At 42.6% G+C, this 24214-nt stretch carries 23 protein-coding genes; 14 read left to right on the forward strand and 9 right to left on the reverse strand.

The window, feature by feature from the left end; genetic code table 11:
* Positions 1-6: 6 nt before the first annotated feature.
* From PSF27_RS12235 to PSF27_RS21065, 8 genes are all read left to right on the forward strand, one after another.
* Positions 7-1122 carry a glycosyltransferase family 4 protein gene (locus PSF27_RS12235; protein WP_272681552.1) on the forward strand — a complete coding sequence of 372 codons (1116 nt, stop codon included), beginning with the start codon at positions 7-9 and terminating at the stop codon, positions 1120-1122.
* 41 nt (positions 1123-1163) lie between these two features.
* Entirely contained in the window at positions 1164-2330 is a 1167-nt protein-coding gene (locus PSF27_RS12240; protein WP_272681553.1) for a nucleotide sugar dehydrogenase, read from the forward strand.
* Positions 2331-2479: 149 nt separating this feature from the next.
* Positions 2480-3634 carry a polysaccharide export protein gene (locus tag PSF27_RS12245; protein WP_272681554.1) on the forward strand — a complete coding sequence of 385 codons (1155 nt, stop codon included), beginning with the start codon at positions 2480-2482 and terminating at the stop codon, positions 3632-3634.
* A 6-nt stretch (positions 3635-3640) separates the two neighbouring features.
* A complete protein-coding gene (locus tag PSF27_RS12250) occupies positions 3641-4069 on the forward strand; it encodes an arsenate reductase/protein-tyrosine-phosphatase family protein (RefSeq protein ID WP_272681555.1) in 429 nt (142 codons plus the stop codon).
* Between the two features lie 35 nt (positions 4070-4104).
* Positions 4105-6183, forward strand: a complete 2079-nt coding sequence (locus PSF27_RS12255; RefSeq protein ID WP_272681556.1) for a polysaccharide biosynthesis tyrosine autokinase — start codon at positions 4105-4107, stop codon at positions 6181-6183.
* A gap of 17 nt (positions 6184-6200) precedes the next feature.
* Complete coding sequence (gene galE / locus PSF27_RS12260) at positions 6201-7226, forward strand: UDP-glucose 4-epimerase GalE (protein ID WP_272681557.1); 1026 nt, start codon at positions 6201-6203, stop codon at positions 7224-7226.
* 141 nt (positions 7227-7367) lie between these two features.
* Positions 7368-7871, forward strand: coding sequence for a tRNA (uridine(34)/cytosine(34)/5-carboxymethylaminomethyluridine(34)-2'-O)-methyltransferase TrmL (gene trmL, locus PSF27_RS12265; RefSeq protein ID WP_272539957.1), 504 nt, complete (start codon positions 7368-7370; stop codon positions 7869-7871).
* Between the two features lie 110 nt (positions 7872-7981).
* Positions 7982-8146 (forward strand): hypothetical protein, encoded by a 165-nt coding sequence (locus PSF27_RS21065; RefSeq protein WP_272681558.1) that lies wholly within the window; start codon positions 7982-7984, stop codon positions 8144-8146.
* Between the two features lie 51 nt (positions 8147-8197).
* Here the strand turns inward: PSF27_RS21065 and cysE are convergent, their stop codons facing one another.
* The 4 genes from cysE to PSF27_RS12290 form a co-directional block, all read right to left on the reverse strand.
* Positions 8198-9019, reverse strand: coding sequence for a serine O-acetyltransferase (cysE, locus tag PSF27_RS12275; RefSeq protein WP_272681559.1), 822 nt, complete (start codon positions 9017-9019; stop codon positions 8198-8200).
* 62 nt (positions 9020-9081) lie between these two features.
* Complete coding sequence (gene gpsA, locus PSF27_RS12280) at positions 9082-10110, reverse strand: NAD(P)H-dependent glycerol-3-phosphate dehydrogenase (RefSeq protein WP_206085793.1); 1029 nt, start codon at positions 10108-10110, stop codon at positions 9082-9084.
* The gene (gene secB, locus PSF27_RS12285; RefSeq protein ID WP_206085785.1) at positions 10110-10586 is read right to left on the reverse strand and encodes a protein-export chaperone SecB; all 477 of its coding nucleotides are present in this window, start codon (positions 10584-10586) and stop codon (positions 10110-10112) included. Before secB ends, gpsA begins: the two co-directional genes overlap by 1 nt.
* A 241-nt stretch (positions 10587-10827) precedes the next feature.
* Entirely contained in the window at positions 10828-11265 is a 438-nt protein-coding gene (locus PSF27_RS12290; RefSeq protein WP_206085783.1) for a rhodanese-like domain-containing protein, read from the reverse strand.
* A 435-nt stretch (positions 11266-11700) separates the two neighbouring features.
* Here PSF27_RS12290 and envC point away from each other — a divergent pair, with 435 nt between their 5' ends.
* Both envC and PSF27_RS12300 read left to right on the forward strand, forming a co-directional pair.
* Positions 11701-12993: a murein hydrolase activator EnvC gene (gene envC / locus PSF27_RS12295; protein ID WP_272681560.1), complete on the forward strand. Its 1293-nt coding sequence runs from the start codon at positions 11701-11703 to the stop codon at positions 12991-12993.
* Positions 12994-13030: 37 nt separating this feature from the next.
* Complete coding sequence (locus tag PSF27_RS12300; protein ID WP_272681561.1) at positions 13031-14080, forward strand: divergent polysaccharide deacetylase family protein; 1050 nt, start codon at positions 13031-13033, stop codon at positions 14078-14080.
* Between the two features lie 66 nt (positions 14081-14146).
* Here the strand turns inward: PSF27_RS12300 and tdh are convergent, their stop codons facing one another.
* Both tdh and PSF27_RS12310 read right to left on the reverse strand, forming a co-directional pair.
* The gene (gene tdh / locus PSF27_RS12305; RefSeq protein ID WP_206085771.1) at positions 14147-15172 is read right to left on the reverse strand and encodes an L-threonine 3-dehydrogenase; all 1026 of its coding nucleotides are present in this window, start codon (positions 15170-15172) and stop codon (positions 14147-14149) included.
* Positions 15173-15182: 10 nt separating this feature from the next.
* Complete coding sequence (locus tag PSF27_RS12310; RefSeq protein WP_272681562.1) at positions 15183-16379, reverse strand: glycine C-acetyltransferase; 1197 nt, start codon at positions 16377-16379, stop codon at positions 15183-15185.
* Between the two features lie 229 nt (positions 16380-16608).
* On the opposite strand from PSF27_RS12310, the gene rfaD reads away from it, so the two are divergent.
* Genes rfaD through rfaC form a run of 3 tightly spaced genes read left to right on the forward strand, consistent with a single transcriptional unit; the run spans position 16609 to position 19568 of the window.
* Positions 16609-17547: an ADP-glyceromanno-heptose 6-epimerase gene (gene rfaD, locus PSF27_RS12315; RefSeq protein WP_206085769.1), complete on the forward strand. Its 939-nt coding sequence runs from the start codon at positions 16609-16611 to the stop codon at positions 17545-17547.
* Positions 17548-17556: 9 nt separating this feature from the next.
* A complete protein-coding gene (rfaF, locus tag PSF27_RS12320; protein ID WP_272681563.1) occupies positions 17557-18603 on the forward strand; it encodes an ADP-heptose--LPS heptosyltransferase RfaF in 1047 nt (348 codons plus the stop codon).
* Positions 18603-19568 carry a lipopolysaccharide heptosyltransferase RfaC gene (gene rfaC / locus PSF27_RS12325; protein ID WP_272681564.1) on the forward strand — a complete coding sequence of 322 codons (966 nt, stop codon included), beginning with the start codon at positions 18603-18605 and terminating at the stop codon, positions 19566-19568. Before rfaF ends, rfaC begins: the two co-directional genes overlap by 1 nt.
* A gap of 37 nt (positions 19569-19605) precedes the next feature.
* Here rfaC and PSF27_RS12330 read toward each other — a convergent pair whose 3' ends face one another.
* Together PSF27_RS12330 and waaA are read right to left on the reverse strand one after the other, a co-directional pair.
* The gene (locus PSF27_RS12330; RefSeq protein WP_206085763.1) at positions 19606-21066 is read right to left on the reverse strand and encodes an ArnT family glycosyltransferase; all 1461 of its coding nucleotides are present in this window, start codon (positions 21064-21066) and stop codon (positions 19606-19608) included.
* A gap of 187 nt (positions 21067-21253) precedes the next feature.
* Positions 21254-22534, reverse strand: a complete 1281-nt coding sequence (gene waaA / locus PSF27_RS12335; RefSeq protein WP_206085995.1) for a lipid IV(A) 3-deoxy-D-manno-octulosonic acid transferase — start codon at positions 22532-22534, stop codon at positions 21254-21256.
* A gap of 203 nt (positions 22535-22737) precedes the next feature.
* On the opposite strand from waaA, the gene coaD reads away from it, so the two are divergent.
* Positions 22738-23223 carry a pantetheine-phosphate adenylyltransferase gene (gene coaD / locus PSF27_RS12340; RefSeq protein ID WP_206085761.1) on the forward strand — a complete coding sequence of 162 codons (486 nt, stop codon included), beginning with the start codon at positions 22738-22740 and terminating at the stop codon, positions 23221-23223.
* Between the two features lie 10 nt (positions 23224-23233).
* Here the strand turns inward: coaD and mutM are convergent, their stop codons facing one another.
* Positions 23234-24043, reverse strand: a complete 810-nt coding sequence (mutM, locus tag PSF27_RS12345) for a bifunctional DNA-formamidopyrimidine glycosylase/DNA-(apurinic or apyrimidinic site) lyase (protein WP_206085753.1) — start codon at positions 24041-24043, stop codon at positions 23234-23236.
* Positions 24044-24214 lie beyond the last annotated feature (171 nt).

Genomic DNA, 24214 nt, shown 5'->3' on the forward strand with positions numbered 1-24214 from the left:
TACTCAATGATTGCCATAACTGCTAATACAAGTTGGTACATTTATAATTTTAGGCAAAACACAATCAAAGCACTGATAACTGCTGGCTATAGTGTTGTCGCTATTGCCCCTAAAGATGATTATTCTTCCCGTTTAGAAAACCTAGGTTGTAAATTTATTCATTTATCTATTGACCAAGGAGGAAAGAATCCTCTTAATGATATAAAAACATTATTTCAGTTCTATCGTTCATTTAAAGTTAACTCAATTAAATGCGTTTTAAACTTCACACCTAAAAATAATATTTATGCGACTTTAGCGGCCTCATTCCTTAAAATAAAAACAATCAATAACATTGCTGGCCTTGGTACTCTTTTTATAGAAGAAAATTTATCGTCTAAAATTGCCCGTGCTTTGTATAAAATAAGCCAGAAAAAAGCCTCTAAAATCTTCTTTCAAAATGAAGAAGACCGTTCTCTTTTCTTACAAAGCGGATATGCTCCCGAGGATATAACCGAGCGGCTCCCCGGTTCTGGTGTAGACTTAACTCGCTTTACCATATCACCAGCTGCTGATGATGGTGTTATTAGATTTTTGCTAATCGCGAGAATGTTATACGATAAGGGTGTCGGACATTATGTAGAAGCCGCTAGAGAATTGAAGCAAAAATATAAGCAAAATGTAGAGTTCTATTTGCTTGGTTTTTTAGGTGTTAATAACCCTTCTGCCATCACTGAGCTTGAAATGCGAAACTGGGTTGAGGAAGGAATTGTCATATATTTAGGTACCTCTGATTCAGTTGAGAAAGAAATCGCGAAGGTTGATTGTATGGTTTTACCCTCTTTTTACCGTGAAGGTGTACCTAAATCACTACTAGAGTCTGGTGCAATGGGTAAGCCTATCGTAACAACTGATAACGTAGGATGTAGAGAAACGGTTGAGCATGGCGTTAATGGTTTTTTATGCCAACCTCGCTCTACAGAAAGCCTTGTCGCGTCTCTCGAAAAAATTATTTCAATGACACATGAGCAACGCTTAGAAATGGGGCAAGAAAGTCGCAAAAAAATGGCCCGCGAGTTTAACGAACAAATTATCATCAATCAATACTTACAAGCTATCACTCATTGTTACCACAAAAACTAACTTCTTCTAAACAATAATTTATATGTATGTCAGGATTTAAAATGAAAATAGCAATTGCAGGAACCGGCTATGTCGGCTTATCTAACGCCATGTTACTGTCACAAAACCACGAAGTGGTAGCAGTGGACATCATTCCTGAAAAAGTGGCGATGTTGAATAATAAACAATCGCCGATTGTCGACACGGAAATCGAACAGTTTTTAGCGGAAAAGACACTCAATTTCCGCGCAACAGAAGACAAAACTGATGCTTACACAGGGGCTCAGTACGTTATTGTTGCCACACCGACTGACTATGACCCGAAAACCAACTATTTTAATACCAAATCAGTCGAGTCCGTCATTCATGATGTGAATGAAATTAACCCAACAGCCACCATTATTGTTAAGTCCACCATTCCTGTGGGCTTTACGGCACGTTTACGTGAAGAGTATGGCTACAGTAACGTCATTTTCTCCCCCGAGTTTTTACGTGAAGGCCGTGCATTGTGGGATAATCTGTACCCATCGCGCATTGTGGTGGGCGAACGTTCCGAGCGCGCGCAAATTTTTGCGGACTTATTGCTGGAAGGCGCAATTAAGAAAGATGTGCCAGTGTTGTTTACCGATGGTACTGAAGCCGAAGCCATCAAGTTATTTGCTAACACCTACTTAGCCATGCGTGTGGCCTATTTTAACGAGCTCGATACTTACGCAGAAAGCCGTGGGTTAAATGCCCGTCAAATTATTGAAGGTGTCTCTTTAGACCCACGTATTGGTAGCCATTATAATAACCCATCATTCGGTTACGGCGGTTATTGTTTACCGAAAGATACTAAACAGTTGCTGGCTAACTACGATGACGTGCCGAATAACTTGATTAACGCGATAGTCGAATCAAACCGTACTCGTAAAGACTTTATATCAGATGCATTAATTGCTAAATCACCACGTAAAGTAGGTGTTTATCGCTTAGTGATGAAAGCGGGCTCGGATAACTTCCGTGCTTCTGCGGTGCAGGGCATAATGAAACGTATCAAAGCCAAAGGTATTGAAGTGGTTGTATATGAACCAGTGATGAAAGAAGCAGAATTTTTCCGTTCAAAAGTAGTCAATGACTTAGCAGAGTTCAAAGCTCAATGCGATATCATCTTAGCAAACCGAATGGTGCCAGAGATCGAAGATGTGGCAGAAAAAGTCTATACCCGTGATTTATTTGGTAATGACTAACTTAACTGGGTTTCTTATGCCCTCAATTTTTGCCAAATATACAACATCAATATAAACTACATCATTCGTAGTAATATGTATAAGTGGGAATGATGATACCCATCATCACTTATATCTTATCTAATCATTTTTTATCATAGGATGGTACCGTGTTTAGGAAGCGTCTCCCACTTACACTATTAACTATCAGTATATTATTAACAGGTTGCACCATCGCTCCTGGTACTTATATGTCAACTTCAGGTAAAAATGTCGTTGATACGGGTGATACAGATATTACTAAGTTAGTCGATATCTACCCAATATCCCCTAAGTTATTAGATGATATGTACACAGCGCCAATCATCGCAAAGCCCAATGCACAATTAGAAAGACAACTAACTCACTATGAGTACCGAGTGGGAGCGGGTGACGTATTAACTGTTACCGTTTGGGACCACCCTGAACTAACTATTCCCGCAGGTTCTTACCGTAGTGCTCAAGACTCAGGCAACTGGGTTCACGCAGACGGCACCATTTATTACCCCTATATCGGCAAAGTTAAAGTGGCTGGTAAAACTATCACAGAAATCCGTACCGTAATTAGTAACCGCTTAGCCACCTATATAGAATCCCCACAAGTAGATGTCAGTATTGCCGCATTCCGCTCGCAAAAAATGTATGTTTCCGGTGAGGTCGCAAAACCAGGTACACTGCCAATCACTAACGTACCCCTGACCATCTTAGAAGCCTTTAACAATGCAGGCGGTTTAACGGAAAATGCAGACTGGGATAATGTGGTACTGACCCGTAATGGTAAAGAAATTAAAGTATCATTACAGTCTTTGGTCCAATATGGGGACCTGACACAGAACCACCTCATGCTACAGGGTGACGTGCTGTATGTACCGCGTAATGATGGTCAAAAAGTTTTTGTGATGGGTGAAGTCGGCCAACCAACCACATTGACTATCGACCGTGCGGGTATGAGTATTACAGAAGCACTGAGCAAAGCCCAAGGACTTAACCAAAATACCGCCAGTGCCACAGGGGTATTTGTTATTCGCCCAGTTAAAAACCAGCCAGCAGCAGATAAAGAACTCGAAGCGCTATTACCGAAAAAAATGGCAGCGGTATATCAGTTAAATTTATCAGATGCGACCTCGTTAGTGATGGGAACCGAGTTTAAACTGCAACCCTATGACTTAGTGTATGTAACTGCAGCACCAGTGGTGCGTTGGAACCGCCTAATCACCCAACTGTTACCAACCATTGCCTCATATAACCAGTTAACAGAAGGCACCAAGCGTATTCACGATTGGTAATAGACAATGTTTAATAATGTCCTAGTTGTGTGTATGGGAAATATTTGCCGCTCTCCTACGGGGGAGCGTTTATTACAAAATTACTTCCCGCAAAAAAAAGTGCACTCTGCCGGTATTATCGCCAAAAATGAGTTGCCCGCTTATGACAGTGCCATCCGTATTGCCGAGCAGCACAGTCTTTCCCTTGAAAACCATCAGTCACGTCGTTTAACGAGCGAATTATGCAATAAAGCAGACTTAATCCTAGTGATGGAAAACGAACATATTGCTAAAATCCACCAACAGTTTCCTGAAACCCGCGGTAAAGTGATGCTTTTTGGCCAGTGGATTAATAAAACCGAAATTCCAGACCCCCATAAGCGCAGTGATGAAATGTTTGAACATGTTTATCAGCTCATGGAAAAAGCCGCGCTTGCTTGGCAAGGCAAAATTTAATTTTATTTATTGGATGACTTAACATTTAACCTACTATGAACACAACAAAAAATAGCTCCCCAGCATCAGATGAAATCGATCTGCTCGCTCTGTTTAAAGTTTTGAAATCCAACTATATTAAAATTGGGTTTTTTACCGTTATTTTTGCAGCCATTGCAATAGCCTATAGCTTACTGGCAACCCCCATCTACCAAGCCAATGCCACATTACAATATGATAAGTTAGGTCAAGTCTCATTACTGGACCAAATGAGTGACGTCATGCCATTTAGTGGTAGCAATAACCAAGTGGACTCCGAGATTGAAGTGATCAAATCTCGCATGGTTCTGGGCAAAACTGTGGCGGATTTAAACCTTGATGCGCTCGTTGCACCAACTGGCTTTGCCAGTAAACTACTTGGTGAAACTGCCCCCTTAGCTATTACGGTATATCAACTGCCTGACCATTTAGTGGGTGAACCTGCAACATTAACTTTTACCAGTGAAAAAACTTACTCAATTAATATTGATGGGCAGGTTTTTGAAGGCAGCGTTGGTCAAGTCCTCAAACAAGGTGACATTACTTTACTCATTTCCAATTCTTCAGCGAAAGCAGGCGAAGAATTTACCCTGATAAAAAATGCCCGTTACTCTTCTATCGAAGATTTACGTAATACCTTAACCATTGCGGAAGTAGGTAAAGGCACCGGTATTATAAGTCTAGCCATTAAAGGCGCAGATAAAACCGAAAATGTTAAGATTCTTAATAGTATTATCCAAAACTACGTTGACCAAAATACCGAACGTAAAAAAGAAGTCACTAACAATACACTCGTATTCTTAGATGGCTACTTACCGACTATTAAAAAGAAATTAGATAACTATGAAAACCAGCTCAATGCATTTCGCAAAAAGAATGAATCAATTGACCTCTCTCTAGAAGCTAAAGCGGCATTAGATACTGCATTGCAGGTCGAAGAGAAACTCAATGAATTAACCTTCAAAGAAGTGGAAATTCAACAGTTATATACCCGTAACCACCCCGCTTATCAGTCTTTATTAGACAAGCGCCAGCAACTGTTACGTGAAAAAGAAAAAATCAGCAAGAACATTCAAAAATTACCGAATACCCAACAAGAAATCGTCCGTTTAACCCGTGATGTTGAAGCAGAACAAGCGATTTACGCACAATTAGTGGCGAAACAACAAGAACTCAGTGTATTGAACTCCGGTATTACTGCTGATGTGCGTATAATCGACTCCGCAGAATCACAACCAAAACCCGTGGCACCGAAAAAATCACTGATTGTTGCCCTTGCTACTATATTTGGCTTTATTGTAGGTTGTGCTTATGTGATTGCACGTGAATTCTTTAATAACAAAATTAAAAGTACCGAAGATATCGATGCGCTGGGTGTTAATGTCTATGCCACCATCCCATTCTCTGCCCATGAGAAGAAACTAATTGAGGCTGGTAATAAGAGCCCATTAGCCATCGAAAACCCAGCGGATACCGCAGTAGAAGCCATCCGTTCGTTACGTACCAGTGTGTACTTCTCGGTGATGAACCAAGGTAATAACTTGGTGATGGTGACCAGTGCCTCACCAGGCGTTGGTAAAAGCTTTGTCACCTCGAATATGGCGGTGGTTTTGGCCAATGCAGGTAAGAATGTACTATTAATCGATACCGACTTACGTAAAGGCCGCCTGCATAAAGCCTTTGGGTTAAGTAATAAAGCTGGCTTATCTGAGTACTTATCACAACCAAACCTTGAATCACCAACCGTCCACACTAACGTGATTGAAAACTTAGATGTCATTTGCCGTGGTAAAAATGTCACTCACTCTTCTGAATTACTCATGGGTGAACGCTTTAAGCAATTGCTAGATAAGGTGAAAAACCAATACGACATCGTGGTGATTGATACCGCACCAATCTTAGCGATTACTGACTCAGCCATTATTGGTAAATATGTCGGCACTTCGCTGCTGATTGCTTTCTACGGCGTGAATACAGTTAAAGATGTCGATTTATCACTCAAGCGCTTTAAGCAAAATGATATCGAAATCACTGGTGTGATCCTCAATGGTATTGATGCCAGATCAGACGATTATAACTACCACTACGAATATTAAGACTCAGGGAATTTGAGATGAATGGCGAACAGGTTCTAGTCACAGGAGGTCTTGGTTACATTGGTAGCCATACCTGTGTGCAAATGCTTCAGCAGGGAATGCAGCCGATTATTTTAGATAACCTGCATAATGCTAACCTTGAAGTGCTAAATCGTATTGAGGCTATCACTGGAACAAAACCGACTTTTTACCAAGGTGATGTGCGTGATAGCCAAATTTTAGACACTATTTTTGCTAATCACCAAATTCATTCTGTGATCCACTTTGCAGGTTTAAAGGCAGTGGGTGAGTCAGTACAAAAACCGATTGAATACTATGATGTTAACGTCAATGGCACATTAGTATTAGTTGAAAGCATGAAAAAAGCGGGAGTTAAAAGCCTGATTTTTAGCTCATCGGCCACGGTTTATGGTGAGCCTGAACACATTCCATTAACGGAAGAGGCTTCAGTCGGTAATACCAATAGTCCGTATGGTACCAGTAAATATATGGTTGAGCGTATTCTAACTGACTTAAATATCGCAGATAACGAATGGTCTATCTCATTACTGCGCTATTTTAACCCTGTTGGCGCTCATAATTCAGGTTTGATGGGTGAAGACCCTAATGGCATCCCAAATAACCTAACGCCATTTATCGGGCAAGTCGCAGTTGGTCGTCGCAAAGAGTTAGCTATATTTGGTGGTGACTACCCGACTAAAGATGGTACGGGTGTTCGTGACTATATCCATGTGATGGATTTGGCTAATGGCCACATTGCTGCGCTAAATAAAGTTAGCCAGCAAGCTGGATTACATATCTACAACCTTGGTACAGGTACAGGTACAAGTGTTTTGGAAGTTGTTGCTGCATTTGAAAAAGCGGTCGGTAAACCTATCCCTTATACGATTTCAGCACGCCGCCCTGGTGATATTGCAGAATACTGGTCAACTCCAGCAAAAGCCGCTCGTGATTTAGGTTGGACAGCAAAATATTCTATTCAAGATATGGCAGATGATGTTTGGCGTTGGCAATCCATGAACCCAAATGGTTATAAAAGCTAACCTCAATTAGCAACTTTAAAAGCGCGCCTCTGTGGCGCGTTTTTTGTTTTTAGCACGCAACTAAAAGTTCCGCATGAAAATAATGCGATTTGCGCGTACACTCTGCCCATCATTTTATCATCACAATATCAGTTAAACGCTATGCCACACATTGTTTTATTCGAACCTGAAATACCACCAAACACGGGTAATATCATTCGCCTCTGTGCCAATACGGGCTTTAGTTTGCACCTTATCCACCCGCTCGGGTTTACGTGGGATGATAAACGCCTGCGCCGTGCTGGGTTAGATTACAGTGAATTTGCCGATATCAAGCACCATCATGATTATTATGCCTTTTTAAAAAGTGAAGGGCTGAACCCAGATAATAATCAGTCTGAAAGTGGCGCGCGTGTCTTTGCTTTAACCACCAAAGGTAAGCCAAGCCACAGTAATGTCAGCTATCAAGAAAATGACTATTTAATGTTTGGCCCTGAAACGCGCGGGTTGCCACCTTATGTACTCGACAATATGCCAATGGAGCAAAAAATTCGCATTCCAATGTTGGCAGATAGCCGCAGTATGAATTTATCCAACTCAGTGGCCGTGGTGGTGTTTGAAGCATGGAGGCAGTTGGGTTATGCAGGAGCTCTACTAAAAGACTAGAATTACTCGATATACCTCAAGCGGTATGAGTGTGGCTTCACGCCAATACCCAAGCTACATACCGCTCGAATTATTTAGAGGATAGCTCTAAACATAAGCGAGATATATCCATGAAAGAGACAGTTATTAAACAATCTAAGCAACCCACTAATGCACCACTGGATAATATCGATGAAACCACTTATTTATTACGTTCACCCGCTAATGCCGAACATTTAAATAAATCGATTACTCAGTTTAAAATGGGAAATATGTTTAAAAAAACATACTATTGAAGAATAACAACGATAGTGAGCAACTCACTATCTTTTACGCCTACCCACAACTCAAATCCCGTCCCCATATTCAAAACCCCAAATACTGCCATTAAAGTTTTGATCCATTTCTAAGGATGGCTTATCGCTAGTTGGTTTGCCAACAATGCGTGCAGGAACCCCCGCCACTGTGGTATGAGGAGGTACAGGGTGAAGAACAACCGAACCCGCGCCAATTTTTGCGCCGCGGCCGATTTCGATGTTGCCTAAAATTTTTGCCCCTGCCCCAATCATTACCCCTTCCCTGACTTTGGGATGGCGATCGCCACAGGTTTTGCCTGTCCCGCCAAGGGTAACCGACTGTAAAATCGACACATCATTTTCCACGATGGCGGTTTCACCAATCACAATACCCGTTGCATGGTCGAGCATGATGCCACAACCAATACGGGCTGCAGGGTGGATATCGACACCAAATGAAACAGAAATTTGATTTTGTAGGTAAACCGCGAGTGCTTGGCGGCCTTCTTTCCACAACCAATTGCCTATGCGATAGGCTTGCAAGGCGTGGAAACCTTTTAAGTACAATAATGGAGTGGAATATTTATCAACGGCAGGGTCACGTAAGCGAACGGCGGCTAGGTCCATAGCCGCAGAGAAAATCATACTTTCGTCATTGCGATAAGCGGCTTCCACAATTTCGCGCACTTCCAGAGCAGGCATGATAGGCGAGCTGAGCTTGTTCGCCAGCATATAGCTGAGCGCACTGCCCAAGTTGTCATGCTTTAATAATGTCGCGTTAAAAAAACTGGCTAGGAGTGGTTCGCAGTCAGCAAGCGACTTCGCTTCTTCTTTAATGAAGCCCCAAATTCTATCCAATTCTTCACGCGACATAATCACTCACCTATCTATTTTTATATTTACCCTATTATGTAACTTAACCAGACTAATTTTTATTAATCCTGCAGTTTTGGCATATCTGCAATTTCATCTTTCGTCGCTCGGCCTAATAGCGCTTGCGCCGCCTCTAACACATTTTTATGACGGTAAAGGATTTGATAAATTTGCTCTGTAATTGGCATTTCGACACCCGCGCGTTCAGCGAGTGCACGGACTTCTTTGGTATTTCTATATCCTTCAACCACTTGGCCAATCTCTTTTTCCGCTTCTTCAACGGTAATACCATCGCCGAGCATCATACCAAAACGGCGGTTGCGGGATTGGTTATCGGTACAGGTTAACACAAGGTCGCCTAAGCCTGCCATCCCCATAAAGGTTGCAGGGTCTGCTCCCAAAGCTGCACCTAAACGGCTCATTTCAGCTAAACCACGGGTAATCAATGCAGTACGTGCGTTTGCCCCAAAACCCATGCCATCAGAAATCCCCGCACCGATTGCGATGACGTTTTTTACTGCGCCACCCAGTTGCACCCCAACCATATCCGGGTTTTTATAAACACGGAAACTTTTGCCACAATGGAATAATTGTTGTAAATCATCACCAAATTGGCTGTCGCTCGCTGCTACAGAAATTGCCGTTGGTAAACCTGCGGCTAATTCTTTTGCAAACGTTGGGCCAGATAATACCGCCAGAGGAATTTCATTGCCTAATACCTCACGTGCCACTTCTTGCAACAAACGGCCAGTATCCCTTTCTAAGCCTTTCGTTGCCCAAATAATGCGGGAGTCAGGTCGTAAATAAGGTTGGATTTGTTTGAGTACATCACCAAAAACATGGCTCGGTACGACTATCAAGATATTGGGACTCGCCTCAACGGCGCGTTTTAAGTCCGTTTCGAGAGATAAACTATCAGGGAAAGAAACGCCAGGCAAAAATGCCTGATTGCTGCGATCTTGTTCTAATTGATGAATGTGTTTTGGGTCATGGCCCCATAACACCACCTGATGTGCATTACGTGCAAGTGTAATGGCTAAAGCGGTGCCGTAAGAGCCGGCACCGATCACTGTCATTGAAGCAGTATTCATTAAGCGTCCTGTTGAACTTCTGAGTTCTGCGCTTGTTCACCTTGTTGCTGCTGTAAATAGTTCATGAACAGTGCATCAAAGTTAACTGGCGCTAAGTTCAATTGTGGGAATGTACCACGGCCCACTAAGCTGGTGATCGCTTCACGTGCATATGGGAACAGAATGTTCGGGCAGTATGCACCTAAGCAATGCGCCATTTGAGTGCCTTCGATACCTTCGATAGAGAAAACACCGGCTTGCTGGACTTCACACAGGAAAGCGGTTTCTTCACCTAAAGTTGCTGTCGTAGTGACACGTAAAACAACCTCATAAACGCCTTCTGACAGCTGAGTTGAAGAAGTATCTAAATCTAATTTAATTTCTGGCTGCCATTCTTGTTGAAAGATGTGCGGCGCGTTAGGTGCTTCAAATGAAACGTCTTTTGCGTAGATACGTTGAATTTGAAAAACCATTTCTGAGTTGTTTTGTTCTGACATAGTTTATGTACCTTTAACTTCCATATGAATTTTCCCTGTTATTCTTTGAGCTACAGGGGTGTTCGCTGCATTGCGCTACCCAAGTCACATACTGATGTATGCTCCTTGGATATCTTCACTTGCTGCCTACCTGTAGCCCAAATAATTTAAGGGAAACCCTGTTATTCTGAGCTACTGGGGTGTTCGCTGCATTGCGCTACCCAAGTTACCTATTGATATAGGCAGCTTGAGGTAACGGTAACTACTTCTTACCACGAGCCAGTGGAAGGTTTTCACCTGCCCAACCAGCAATCCCTTCTTTCAGGACAAAGACTTTTTCAAAACCGTGTTGCACGAGTTGCTCTGCGGGTTTGTTTGATTCCATGCCACTTGCAGAAACGATAATCACAGGTTTCTGTTTGTGTTTATCTAACTCACCTAAATTATTATCTTTAATTTCAGACGGCGTTAAATTAATAGAATCAATGATATGGCCTTTACGGAAGTCGTCACGAGAACGCAAATCCACAATAACCGCTTCTTCTTTATTAATCAGTGTAATCGCTTGTGAGCGAGCAATCACTTTCGTTTTAGAAAAAAGGCCTTTAAAGGTCATGACGACCACAGCAACTAATAGCGCTATCCAAACCAGACTCAATAACATGTTCCGGCTTACAAATTGCATGATTTCTTGGATCATGGGGGGCAATCACTCCCGTTAGTTAAAATCGAATATCAAAGGGTTCAGAGTATACCTGTGTGTTGAGCTAATTACAGCCAATTCACGCAAACTACTGTGTTTTTTTTGCGGTAATGTACGCAAAATTAATACCATTTTACTGAAAAATAGAATTTCTTTCTCGAAGCGGTACGCAAATATTTTACCATAAACATGCCTAAACGGGACTAACCTGTAGATTAAATAGGCGTTCAATAATAAAAAACCGTTCAAAACTAGCTATACAAAATAAATCAGTGATAATAAAACTATATTATTTGACTTAATTAGCCTTTGTTTCAGGGCAAAAGTCCGAATTTATAAGTGTTTTCAATACTATTTATTAGAGAGTGCTGGAAACCATCACTTGCAGATGAAATAATCAGTTATTGCATTTAATTGAGGTGATCTATCACAATGGCCAATACACAATATCGAATGAAAACAACATTTCTTCGTCAGGCTATTACATCCGCCCTACTTGGTTTAGGGCTCTTTGCGCTTGCCCCTACACATACCGCTTTCGCAAACCAGATCACTGAAAATAAAGGGCAATTACACGATTTACTCAAAAGTATTGCTGAAAAAGAAAAAAGTGTTAAAGAACAGCAGGCTAAGCGTTCTAACTTACTGGAACAGCTCAAACAGCAAGAACAAAGCATTTCCGCTGCGGGGCGTAGCTTACATGAAACACAAAACCAATTAAAACAGCTAGATAAAGAAATTGTTTCCTTAAACAACAATATCAAACAGCTTCAAACTAAGAAACAACAACAAGAAAAAATGCTTGCAGATCAGCTCGATGCCGCTTTTCGTTTAGGTAAACACCAAGGCCTAACCCTGATGTTTAAAGGGGAAGAAGGCCAACGGGAAGAGCGTATCTTGGCGTACTATAGTTATTTAAATCAAGCGCGTGAAAAAAACATTGTTGCACTTGAAGAAACAACTAAAGAGCTACAACAACAAAAACAATTAGAACAAAAAAAACAGGCGGAACAAAAAAGTACACTTACCCGCCAACAACAAGAGAAGCGTAAATTAGATAACGCCCGAGCCTCTCGGCAAAAAACCCTGACAGCCCTTGAAAGTACCTTAAAAGAAGACCAAAAAAATCTCGCGGTTTTAAAACAAAATGAAGCAAGGTTGCGTGACAAAATTGCTCGTGCAGAACGCGAAGCCAAAGCTAGAGCCGAACGCGAAGCCAAAGAAGCGGCACGTATTCGCGCCCAAGTGGCAGAAAAAGAACGCCAAGCAAAACAGAAAGGGGCGACTTATAAACCTTCTGAAAGTGAGCGATCACTTATGTCCCGTACAGGTGGTTTAGGGCGTCCCGCAGGCCAAGCCATGTGGCCAGTTCGTGGCTCCCTACTTCACAATTATGGTGATGTCATTTCCAGCGAACTACGTTGGAAAGGCATGGTTATTGCCGCCAATGAAGGCACACAAGTCAAAGCCATTGCAGATGGTCGCGTTTTACTGGCAGACTGGCTACAAGGTTATGGCCTTGTTGTGGTCGTTGAGCATGGTAAAGGTGACATGAGCCTGTATGGTTATAACCAGAGTGCCTTAGTCAATGTGGGCCAAGAAGTTCGTGCTGGCCAGCCAATTGCTCTAGTCGGTAGCAGTGGTGGTCAAGAGCGACCATCCTTGTACTTTGAAATTCGCAGGCAAGGTAAAACCGTTAATCCTCGCCCATGGTTAGGAAGATAACCCAGAAAACTTAAAATCAAACGATTAGGATGAAATTATGTTGAAGCGCTTACCCTTTAGATTATTCATTAGTTTACCGCTGTTACTGATGAGCCTGCAGGTAAGCGCCGCAAAACTCGCGATAGTCATTGATGATTTTGGCTATCGCGCTAAAGAAGATAACCAAATTTTAGCACTTTCCCCTGCGGTCACGATTGCGATTTTACCCAGTTCGCCCCATGGCCGTGAAGTGGCGGAAAAAGCCTACCAGCAAGGGCGGGATATTCTGATCCACATGCCCATGAAACCATTGAGTAAGCAGCCCTTAGAAAAAGACACTCTCGCCCCCTCAATGAGTGCGGCGGAAATTGACCGTATTATTAAAAATGCTATTTCCCGTGTACCCCATGCAAAAGGCATGAATAATCATATGGGTAGCGAAATGACATCCAACCTGCCAGGTATGCGTAATGTGATGCAGAGCCTCTCCCAATCAAATTTATTTTTTCTCGATAGTGTGACTATCGGCAATACGCAGGCAGGAAATGCAGCAAAAGAATTTGGCGTCCCAACACTGCGCCGTAACATCTTTATTGATAACCACCAATCAGAAGAAGAAACACGTACCCAACTAAATAAAGCCGTTGCTTATGCGCGAAAACACGGTAGCGCTGTAGCGATAGGTCACCCGCATCCCTCTACTGTGCGTGCACTGCAAAAATATTTGCCACAACTGCCCGCTGATATCGAACTGGTTGCAGTAAGTGCATTGGTTAACCCTCAAGATCCTGCAAAGCAATCTGCGACATCACTCAGAATGCTCTCTGAAGAAGCACAGAAAAAACCTGAGCAACCTAAAGAGAAACAGCCTGACAGTGAGCAGCCAAAAGCACCAGAGTCAACGGAATCGATTGAAAGCAAACCAGAAGATGGACTTATTGTCGAAGAGTTAGGCATTTGTGAGGTCACAATACCTGAAACGAAATTACAAGGTATCGATTTAATTATGTCGATTGTCGAAAATATTTATCAAGACAAAACATTGCAACCATTGCTTAAACAAGAAGCGCCAACGAAAAAGCGCATGCTTTTTAAAACCGAATCTTAGAGGTTAGCTCCCACATACATCATTCCCTTCTGAAGGCAATAACCTCAGAAGGGAATAACTCGCTAATTAATCCCAGTTTAAAATCACTTTTCCGGCTTGGCCTGAGCGCATAACGTCAAAGCCTTTTTGGAAATCATCAATGGAAAATTGATGAGTGATGATGGGTGATAAATCTAATCCTGATTGGATCAGTGTCGCCATTTTATACCAAGTTTCGAACATCTCTCGGCCATAAATACCTTTAATAAACAGTCCTTTGAATATAACTTGGCTCCAATCTGTTGCCATTGAGGCAGGAGGTATCCCTAATAACGCAATACGTCCACCATGGTTCATGGTGTCTAACATGGTTTGAAAAGCCGCAGGCGCCCCCGAAACTTCTAATGCCACATCAAAACCTTCTTTCATGCCGAGTTCGTTCATCACATCTTTTAGGTTTTCACGACTCACATTGACTGCACGGGAAACACCCATTTTTTTCGCTAATTCAAGGCGATAATCATTCACATCCGTAATAACTACATGACGAGCGCCAACATGGCGACAGACCGCGGCAGCCATGATGCCAATCGGCCCAGCCCCAGAAACCAGCACATCCTCACCCACTAAATCGAACGAAAGCGCTGTATGCACAGCGTTACCAAATGGGTCAAAAATAGCGGCTATTTCATCGGGAATATTGTCGGGTATTTTGAATGCGTTGAAAGCTGGGATCACCAAATACTCGGCGAAACAGCCTTCTCGATTCACGCCTACACCAATTGTATTACGACAAAGATGGGTACGGCCACCACGACAGTTACGGCAGTGACCACATGTAATATGCCCTTCTCCTGACACTCGGTCACCAATTTTAAAACCTTTGACTTCCTGCCCAATCGCAACGATTTCCCCTATATATTCATGACCGACCACCATCGGGACAGGAATGGTTTTTTGTGACCATTCATCCCAGTTATAGATATGTACATCTGTACCGCAGATAGCGGTTTTACGAATTTTGATCATCACATCATTGTGCCCGAGTTCCGGTTTCGGAACGTCCGTCATCCATATACCTGGTTCAGCTTTTAGTTTGGACAGTGCTTTCATAAAAGACCTTTTATTTGATTATTTTTAGTTTTCTACCAATGCGGGTGAATGCTTCAACGGCGTGTAAAATATCCTCCTCACTGTGGGCTGCGGACATCTGTGTACGAATTCGTGCCTGACCTTGCGGCACAACTGGGTAGAAAAAGCCAGTGACATAGATACCTTCATCAAGTAGCTCTTTCGCAAAAGTTTGGGCGAGCTTGGCGTCACCTAACATAACAGGGATGATAGCGTGGTCGGCTCCGGCAAGCGTGAAACCCGCTGCCGTCATTCTTTCCCTAAATAACACCGCGTTACGCCATAGTTTTTCACGTAGTGATTGGCCTTCTTCCATCATATCAATCACTTTGATAGACGCGGCAACAATCGCAGGCGCAAGGGAATTCGAGAATAAATAAGGGCGAGAACGCTGACGTAGCCACTCAACGACCTCTTTTTTCGCTGCCGTATAACCACCGGAAGCACCGCCAAGTGCTTTACCTAACGTTCCCGTAATAATATCGATACGCCCCATTACATTGCAGTATTCATGGCTACCGCGGCCATTTTCGCCGACAAAACCCACGGCATGGGAGTCATCAACCATCACTAACGCTTGGTACTCATCCGCTAAGTCACAAATAGATTGTAAATCAGCAATCACACCATCCATTGAAAAAACGCCATCAGTGGCAATTAAAATATGACGAGCCCCCGCCGCTTTTGCTTCTTCTAGGCGTTCTTTTAACTCAACCATATTGTTATTGCTGTAACGGTAGCGTTTAGCTTTACTTAACCGCACACCATCAATAATTGAAGCATGGTTTAATGCATCAGAAATAATGGCATCTTCTGGCCCCAATAAGGTTTCGAATAGGCCGCCGTTAGCATCAAAACAGGATGAATAGAGAATAGCGTCTTCCATGCCTAAGAAATCAGCCAGTTTGCGCTCTAAAACTTTATGGCTGTCTTGCGTTCCACAAATAAAACGGACGGAAGCCATTCCAAAACCATGAGTATCCATGCCTTGTTTAGCCGCTTCAATTAACGCCGGGTGGTTCGCAAGCCCAAGATAATTATTAGCGCAGAAATTGATGACTCGTTGGCCTCCGACAATTTCAATGTCGGCATCTTGTGAGGTCGTAATAATGCGTTCGTGTTTAAATAACCCATCCGCTTCAATTTGTACCAATTGGTCTTGAATCTGCTGATAAAATCTTTCTGACATGATTTCTTCCTGTATAGTGACTATTTATAGAGTTTAATAATAGTCTCTGTGTGTAGCGATATTCACAGCATAAATAAGTTAAGTTTGTAGCCAAGATCACGATATTTACCTTGTTCCCATTCAGCCCCTAGTTCAATTCTCTGCTATCAATGCTACCGTCTGCGCCAAGAGATGTTATTATAGTCATCAATTGTTATTCCATTTTCTTAACCCATTTGAGGTATACCCAATGATCATAGTCACTGGTGGAGCTGGTTTTATTGGCAGCAATATTGTTAGAGCCCTAAATGCAATCGGCCGCACAGATATCCTAGTGGTAGATAATCTGAAAGATGGCACTAAGTTTGCCAACCTTGTTGACCTTGATATTGCGGACTACGCAGATAAAGAAGATTTTCTTGTTAGCATCCTTTCAGGTGATGACTTTGGCGATGTTGATGCCGTATTCCATGAAGGTGCATGTTCATCCACTACGGAGTGGGATGGCAAGTATATGATGGATAATAACTATCAGTATTCTAAAGAGTTATTACATTACTGCTTAGAACGCGAAATTCCCTTCTTATACGCCTCTTCTGCCGCCACTTATGGCGGCCGTAGCGACAACTTTATTGAAGAACGTGAGTTCGAAAAGCCATTGAATGTCTATGGTTACTCTAAATTCCAATTTGACCAATATGTTCGTGAAATCCTGCCAGAAGCTGAGTCACAAATTTGCGGCTTCCGTTATTTCAACGTTTATGGCCCAAATGAAGAACACAAAGGTGGCATGGCGAGCGTTGCTTATCATTTAAATAAACAAATTAATGAAGGGCAAAACCCGAAATTGTTTGAGGGTAGCGAAACATTCCGCCGTGACTTTATCTATGTTGGCGATGTTGCTGCAGTGAATTTATGGTTCTGGGAAAATAACGTATCAGGTATTTTTAACTGTGGAACAGGGCGCGCAGAGTCTTTCCAAGCCGTTGCCGATGCCGTGACTGAATTTCACAAAGACAAAAATGTGGCTGTCGAATATATTGAATTCCCAGAAAAATTAAAAGGTCGCTACCAAAGCTTCACACAAGCGGACCTCACCAAGTTACGTGCCGCTGGTTACACTGCGCCATTTAAAACGGTTGCAGAAGGTGTCACTGAATACATGCAGTTACTCAATAAAGACGCGTAATTAGTATTTATGAAAATATTGGTGATCGGCCCTTCGTGGGTAGGGGATATGATGATGTCACAAAGCCTATATCGTACGATAAAGGCGCTTCATCCTCACGCACAAATTGATGTGATGGCACCACAATGGTGCCGTCCTTTATTAGCAAAAATGCCTGAAGTCAATCAAGCCATCCCGATGCCTTTAGGCCATGGTGCCCTTGAAATCGGTGAACGTCGTCGATTAGGCATCAGTTTGCGGGAAAATGGGTACGACCAAGCGATTGTTTTGCCTAACTCATTAAAATCTGCACTTGTTCCATTCTTTGCTCACATTGCAAAAAGAACGGGCTGGCGCGGAGAGATGCGTTATGGGTTACTCAATGATATTCGCCCATTGAATAAAGAAGCGTTTCCACTCATGGTACAACGCTACGTTGCGCTTGCTTATGATAAGCAAACTATTCAATCTGCTGCTGATATCCCATCACCAATATTAAAACCTAAACTTGTCACGGTGCCACAAGAAGTCAACGAAACACTGCAAACCTTTGGCATTGATGATTCTCGCCCAATTATTGGTTTTTGCCCAGGTGCAGAGTTCGGCCCCGCAAAACGCTGGCCGCACTATCATTATGCAACGCTCGCTCAAGAGCTAATCAGTTTAAAAGGCTACCGAGTCTTATTATTTGGTTCCCAAAAAGACCATCCCGCAGGGGAAGATATTCGCCAAAGTCTAACGGATGATGCCAAATCGTACTGCTATAATTTTGCAGGAAAAACCTCGCTAGAACAAGCCGTTAACTTAATTGATGCCTGCCATGCCGTTGTCAGTAACGATTCAGGCCTTATGCATGTCGCTGCCGCATTAGATAAACCTTTAGTTGCACTTTATGGCCCAAGCAGCCCAGATTTCACACCGCCTTTATCTGATAAAGCAGAAGTGATCCGCTTAATCGAGGGGTATCATAAAGTTCGTAAAGGGGATGGTGAAAGCGGTTATCACCAAAGCCTGATCGATATCCAGCCAGAAATGGTTTTAGACGCATTAGCCCGTTTAAATATAGGTATTGAATAATGCGAGTATTATTAGTCAAAACATCCTCAATGGGCGATGTTTTACATTCTTTACCTGCATTAACCGATGCTCAGCAAGCTATTCCCAATATTCAATTTGATTGGGTGGTTGAGGAAGGTTTCGCACAAATTCCAACATGGCACAGTGCGGTCAACCAAGTGATCCCTGTCGCTATCCGCCGTTGGCGAAAAAACTGGTTTTCTGCGCCGATCAGAGCTGAACGTGCAGCTTTTCGCCAGCAACTGCAAGCAACACAGTATGATGCAATTATTGATGCTCAAGGCCTGCTAAAAAGCGCATTTCTTGTTACGCGCTTGGCACATGGCGATAAACACGGCTATGACCGCCATAGCATTCGTGAACCTCTTGCCAGTTTTTTCTACGACCACCGTTATGCTATTAGCAAGCAACAACACGCCGTTGAACGCATCCGTCAATTATTTGCGAAAAGCCTTGATTATACTTGCCCAACGCAACAAGGTGACTACGCTATTGCGCAGCATTTCCGACAATCTTCAACTCGTCAGGAATGCCCTTACGTGGTTTTCCTACACTCAACCACCCGTGATGATAAACACTGGCCTGAAGAAAGTTGGCGGAATTTAATTGAATTAATGGCGGGGAGTGGCATAAAAATAAAGCTACCGTGGGGAGCGCCACATGAACAGCAACGCGCACAGCGGTTGGCAAACGGTTTTGATTTTGTCGAAGTATTACCAAAGCTCACACTTGCTGAAGTTGCGCAGCAAATTGCCAATGCCAAAGCTGTTGTCTCTGTTGATACAGGGCTAAGCCATCTAACTGCTGCACTGGATAAACCTAACTTCACGCTCTTTGGCCCTACCGATCCAGGGCTGATTGGGGGTTATGGGCAAGAACAGCACGAATTGATATCAACCAACAAGGTTATGGCTAATATTACACCAAATACAGTTTACCAACAGCTGGTTCAATTTATTTCATAAGATAAAAAATCGGCATATCGCCGATTTTTTCTTTAGATCATTTCTGCGGTGCAATAAACCCAAAGCACATCGTTTCAGGCGCGGCATCAGGCTCTGACTGGTAAATGACATCTTCTTTTTCGATGGTAAATTGCGGCCAGAACTTACGTACTTTGGCAAAATTCTCATGGGCACAATCATCGTATTTTTTACCTAATAACAAAGCACCATGCTGGCGAATTTCTGCTTCAGTGATATCACGGTTATATACATTTGGCGGCATATGTTTCTCCATCGACCAAGGTTGGATAACATGCGGCCTGTCTTTCCCATAAATAATAAACCATTGATATTGGTTATCTTCGCCACCGACGTATTTCACGGGTGTACCATAGCGCTGATACCAACGCTGTTCACCATCAGCAATTAAGGTTTTAACACCAATAAATTTTTGCCCTGCTCCGCGGATATTCGCCGCTTGCACTGTGATATAACCGACAACCACTAAAACCCCAAAAATCGCAAAACCAATGAGTGATTTGTTAAACGGTTTTCTTGGCATCACAGTTATTGAGCCAACAAACAAAGGTGCAATAATCGCCATAAAAGGCTGTAACCATTCTGTAATCCGCCCGCCATCATGGAACGAGAACCAGCCATAAATAACAACTAGAGGGAATAAAATAATGAAATTTGCCATACGATTAGGCAATGCTTTAGGCCACCCAAGTTTCCCGCCACTGCAATAAATAATAATGGCCGCAATCACTAACGGGTAAAAAACACTAAGTGCCGCTTGAGTTGTATGGAAATTAAAACCAGGGTCAATTTGCGAATCCACCCATTTGAAAGCAGAGAAATCCGTTGCCATCAACCAAAAGAAATTAGGTAGAACTAAAGCAAACCACAGTGCGATAGCCAAATAAAAGACAGGATAACGATAGCTTTGACGCGCTTGCTTAACAAAAATAGTCAGTAAAAAAACCGAGCCGACTAAAGCCAATGTTGAGTATTTACCCATTGTTGCCAGCCCAGCAAACAAGGCAAAAGGCAACCACCACGCTGGATTATCGTCCACCGCACGCAAAAAGAAATACAACACCCATGGCCACAAAGTGACTAAAATATAGTTATCATTATAAGGAATGATATCGAAATTAATGACACCTGATAAATTCAGCATCAACATTGCAAACCAAGCGAGATCACGACGCCCAGTTAAACGATAAGCCAGCTTCCAGACACCCAACAGACCAAACGCAATACCGATAAAATGGATCAAATACCAATAAAAACTATACGAAATCCCCAAATAGATAGCTGGCCACATCAATACGCCAACAAACCAGGGATTTTTCGGGGAGCCCCATTCCCCATTCATTCCCCAATTCACAGCTTCTACCGTGTCATAAGGCACTGTTGGGTCAAAATAAAAGCTCGCTAAGATCCATGCTACGGCATAGCCTATGATCCATAAATAAACATATTTATTTGAATTTGGTTGATTGATTGCTGGCATACTGTCTTAAAATATAAGGAAAAAACAAGTACTCTATTCATGACTTAAAAAGCAAAATAGAATACCCCTATAACAAACGGTGCAGTCTACTATAGTTTAAATATAATACTAAGGTGTGGGAGAAAATATTCACTGTTCATTGTTGAAATGTTCAAGTTAGCCTATCTAAAAAAGACACTCTTGATTATTATTGTTCTTTTGGGGGTAAATATGGCTGCAATAATTTTAATAGCCGTTGCAGAGCGCCTTGGTTTTCATGTAAAACTTCTGCAGCATGGCGGCCATAATATAAACGGTAGTCTTCATCAGAAAGCAAGCTAGTTACAGCTTGAGCCATCGATTCACTATCCGTGACAGTAATCAGCCCATCTGCCTGCGTTAACTTTCCACAAATATCTTTAAAATTAAAGGTATGCGGTCCCATTAAAACGGGTAATGCATGCGCTGCCGCTTCTAGAGGGTTATGCCCTCCCGTTTCAACTAAGCTTCCACCAACAAAGGCAATATCTGCAATTCCATACAGCAACATCAATTCACCCATGGTATCGCCAATAACCACTTGAGTATCTACGCTAGGAATAGTGTTGGCACTACGACGAATAAACGTTAAGCCCGCTTTTTGAGTTAGCTCTTCAGCTTTCGTAAAACGTTCAGGGTGGCGAGGGACTAAAATAAGCAATAAATTAGGAAAACGTTTTAATAACTTTTGGTGTGTCTCTAAGACAATCGCTTCTTCACCATCATGAGTACTGGTCGCAATCCATACAGGGCGATGAGCAGCCCATTGCCTGCGAAGTGTAATGGCTCGAACGGCTAATTCAGGGGTAACAGAAATATCAAATTTTAAGCTTCCCGTCACTGTTAACTGCATACGCCTTAACCCTAACTGAACAAAGCGCTCACCATCTTCTTGGTGCTGTGCTGCAATCATCGTGACATTACGCAGCATACGCTTCACAAAGCTGCCTAATTTTTGATAACCCGCTGCGGAACGCTCTGACAATCGCGCATTGGCGATAACTAAAGGAATTTTTTGCTTATGTAGTTGATTTATCATGTTTGGCCAAAGCTCAGTTTCCATGATGATCACAAGCTTAGGGTCAACCTGCTTAAGAAAACGACGCATCGAGCCGGGTAAATCATAGGGTAGGTAAACATGGCTAACATCATCACCAAATGCGGACTGTACACGTTCCGACCCTGTTGGCGTCATTGTTGTAACAGTGATGGGCAAAGAAGGATAATGATGACGGAGTGCCCTGACTAAAGGGACTGCAGCGAGCGTTTCGCCAACTGACACCGAATGCAGCAAAATGCCTTGAGGCTTAACTTTACCCGCACAAAAACCATAGCGCTCGCCCCAACGTTTACGGTACGCAGGCGCTTTTCGGCTACGCAGTAAAAGGCGAACCCATATAAATGGCTGGATAAGATAAAGAAGTACCTGATATAACCGCAGCAATAACATTCGATCTGATTCACTTACCAAAATTGGCGCTATCTTACCATAAACCTTCTGCAAAAGTGTGCAGAATATGCACCTAAAAATTCACAGAGCCTCGCTAACTCTTGTTGCAACCATACGAGATAGCCGATAAGGTTAAACGCTCACATCGCTTATTTACGCTAATATTTTGAATAAGCAATAACAAACAATGAGATACTATCGCCATGGAACATAAAGCCATCTACCCAGGTACCTTTGACCCGATCACATCAGGGCACGTTGATATTGTCACCCGTGCAGCGGCAATGTTTGACCATGTGCTACTCGCGATAGCCAATAGCCAACGCAAGAACCCCATGTTCACCCTTGATGAGCGAGTTTCCCTTGCAAGGGAAGTAACATCTCATCTTGATAATGTTGAAGTCGTGGGTTTTTCTGAGTTAATGGCGAGCTTTGCACAAAAAAAAGGGGCGAATATTCTAATTCGTGGTGTCCGTTCCGTGGCTGATTTTGAATATGAGTGGCAATTAGCGAATATGAACCGCCACTTCGTCCCTGAATTAGAAACGGTATTTTTACTCCCATCACAAAGCCTATCTTTCGTTTCATCCTCTTTAATCAAAGACGTTGCCCTTCATGATGGTGATATTTCCTCTTTTCTGCCCCCTGTCGTTGCAGATGCGATGCTAAGAAAGCTCAATAAAAAATAGCTATTACAGATTACTTTTGGCATTGCGGACAGAAAAAAGTACTACGCTGGCCTTGTTTAATACTTTCAATTGGTGTTCCGCACATTGAACAAGGCTCTCCCTTTTTACCATACACAAACAACTCTTGTGCAAAATACCCTGGTTTACCATCTGACTGCAAAAAATCCTTCAGCGTTGTACCACCTTGCTCAATCGACCGTGTTAACACGAGTTTGATTTGCTTAACCAACTCCGTGATTTCAGCCAATGTTAATGTATTGGTTATTTTTTCAGGTGAAATTTTTGTCGCAAATAAAGCTTCATTTGCATAAATATTGCCAACGCCAACCACGACTTTGTTATCCATCAGCCAAGGCTTGACCGCCACTTTCTTTTTTTGTGAGAGTTCATAAAGATATTGCGGGTTAAATGCATCAGATAGGGGCTCAGGGCCCAAGTGCGCGAGTACCGAACTATTTTCTAAGTCGTCACACCACAACCAAGCGCCAAAACGCCGAGGGTCGGTATAGCGTAAAACTTTACCGTCACGCATGACTAAATCTACATGGTCATGTTTTTCTTCAGGTAACTCTTGCGTTAAAATACGCACACTGCCTGACATCCCTAAGTGAACGATAATCCAGCCCTTTTTCAATTCAATCAGCAAATACTTCGCACGGCGTTGTACACTTAAAACAATTTCATCAGATAAACTTTTTATTTGTTCACTGACAGGCCAACGCAAACGGCTGTTTCTTACGACTGCATAAGAGATTGTATTACCGACTAAATGTGGTTCAATGCCACGACGGCTGGTTTCGACTTCTGGTAGTTCTGGCATTTTAAACCCTACATAAATCAGATATTAAATATACAATACAGTATGTGGCTCATTAAACGAAATAGGTTACCAGATAGAATCCTTTTATCCATTGGATTTCTTTGCTTCGTTATGAATGTGCTATGTTTACATTCCATACTCTTTCCTACATGATAAGCATCAATTTTTGAG

It is taken from the genome of Providencia sp. PROV129 (genome assembly GCF_028482245.1).
Classification (GTDB): Bacteria; Pseudomonadota; Gammaproteobacteria; order Enterobacterales; family Enterobacteriaceae; genus Providencia; species Providencia vermicola.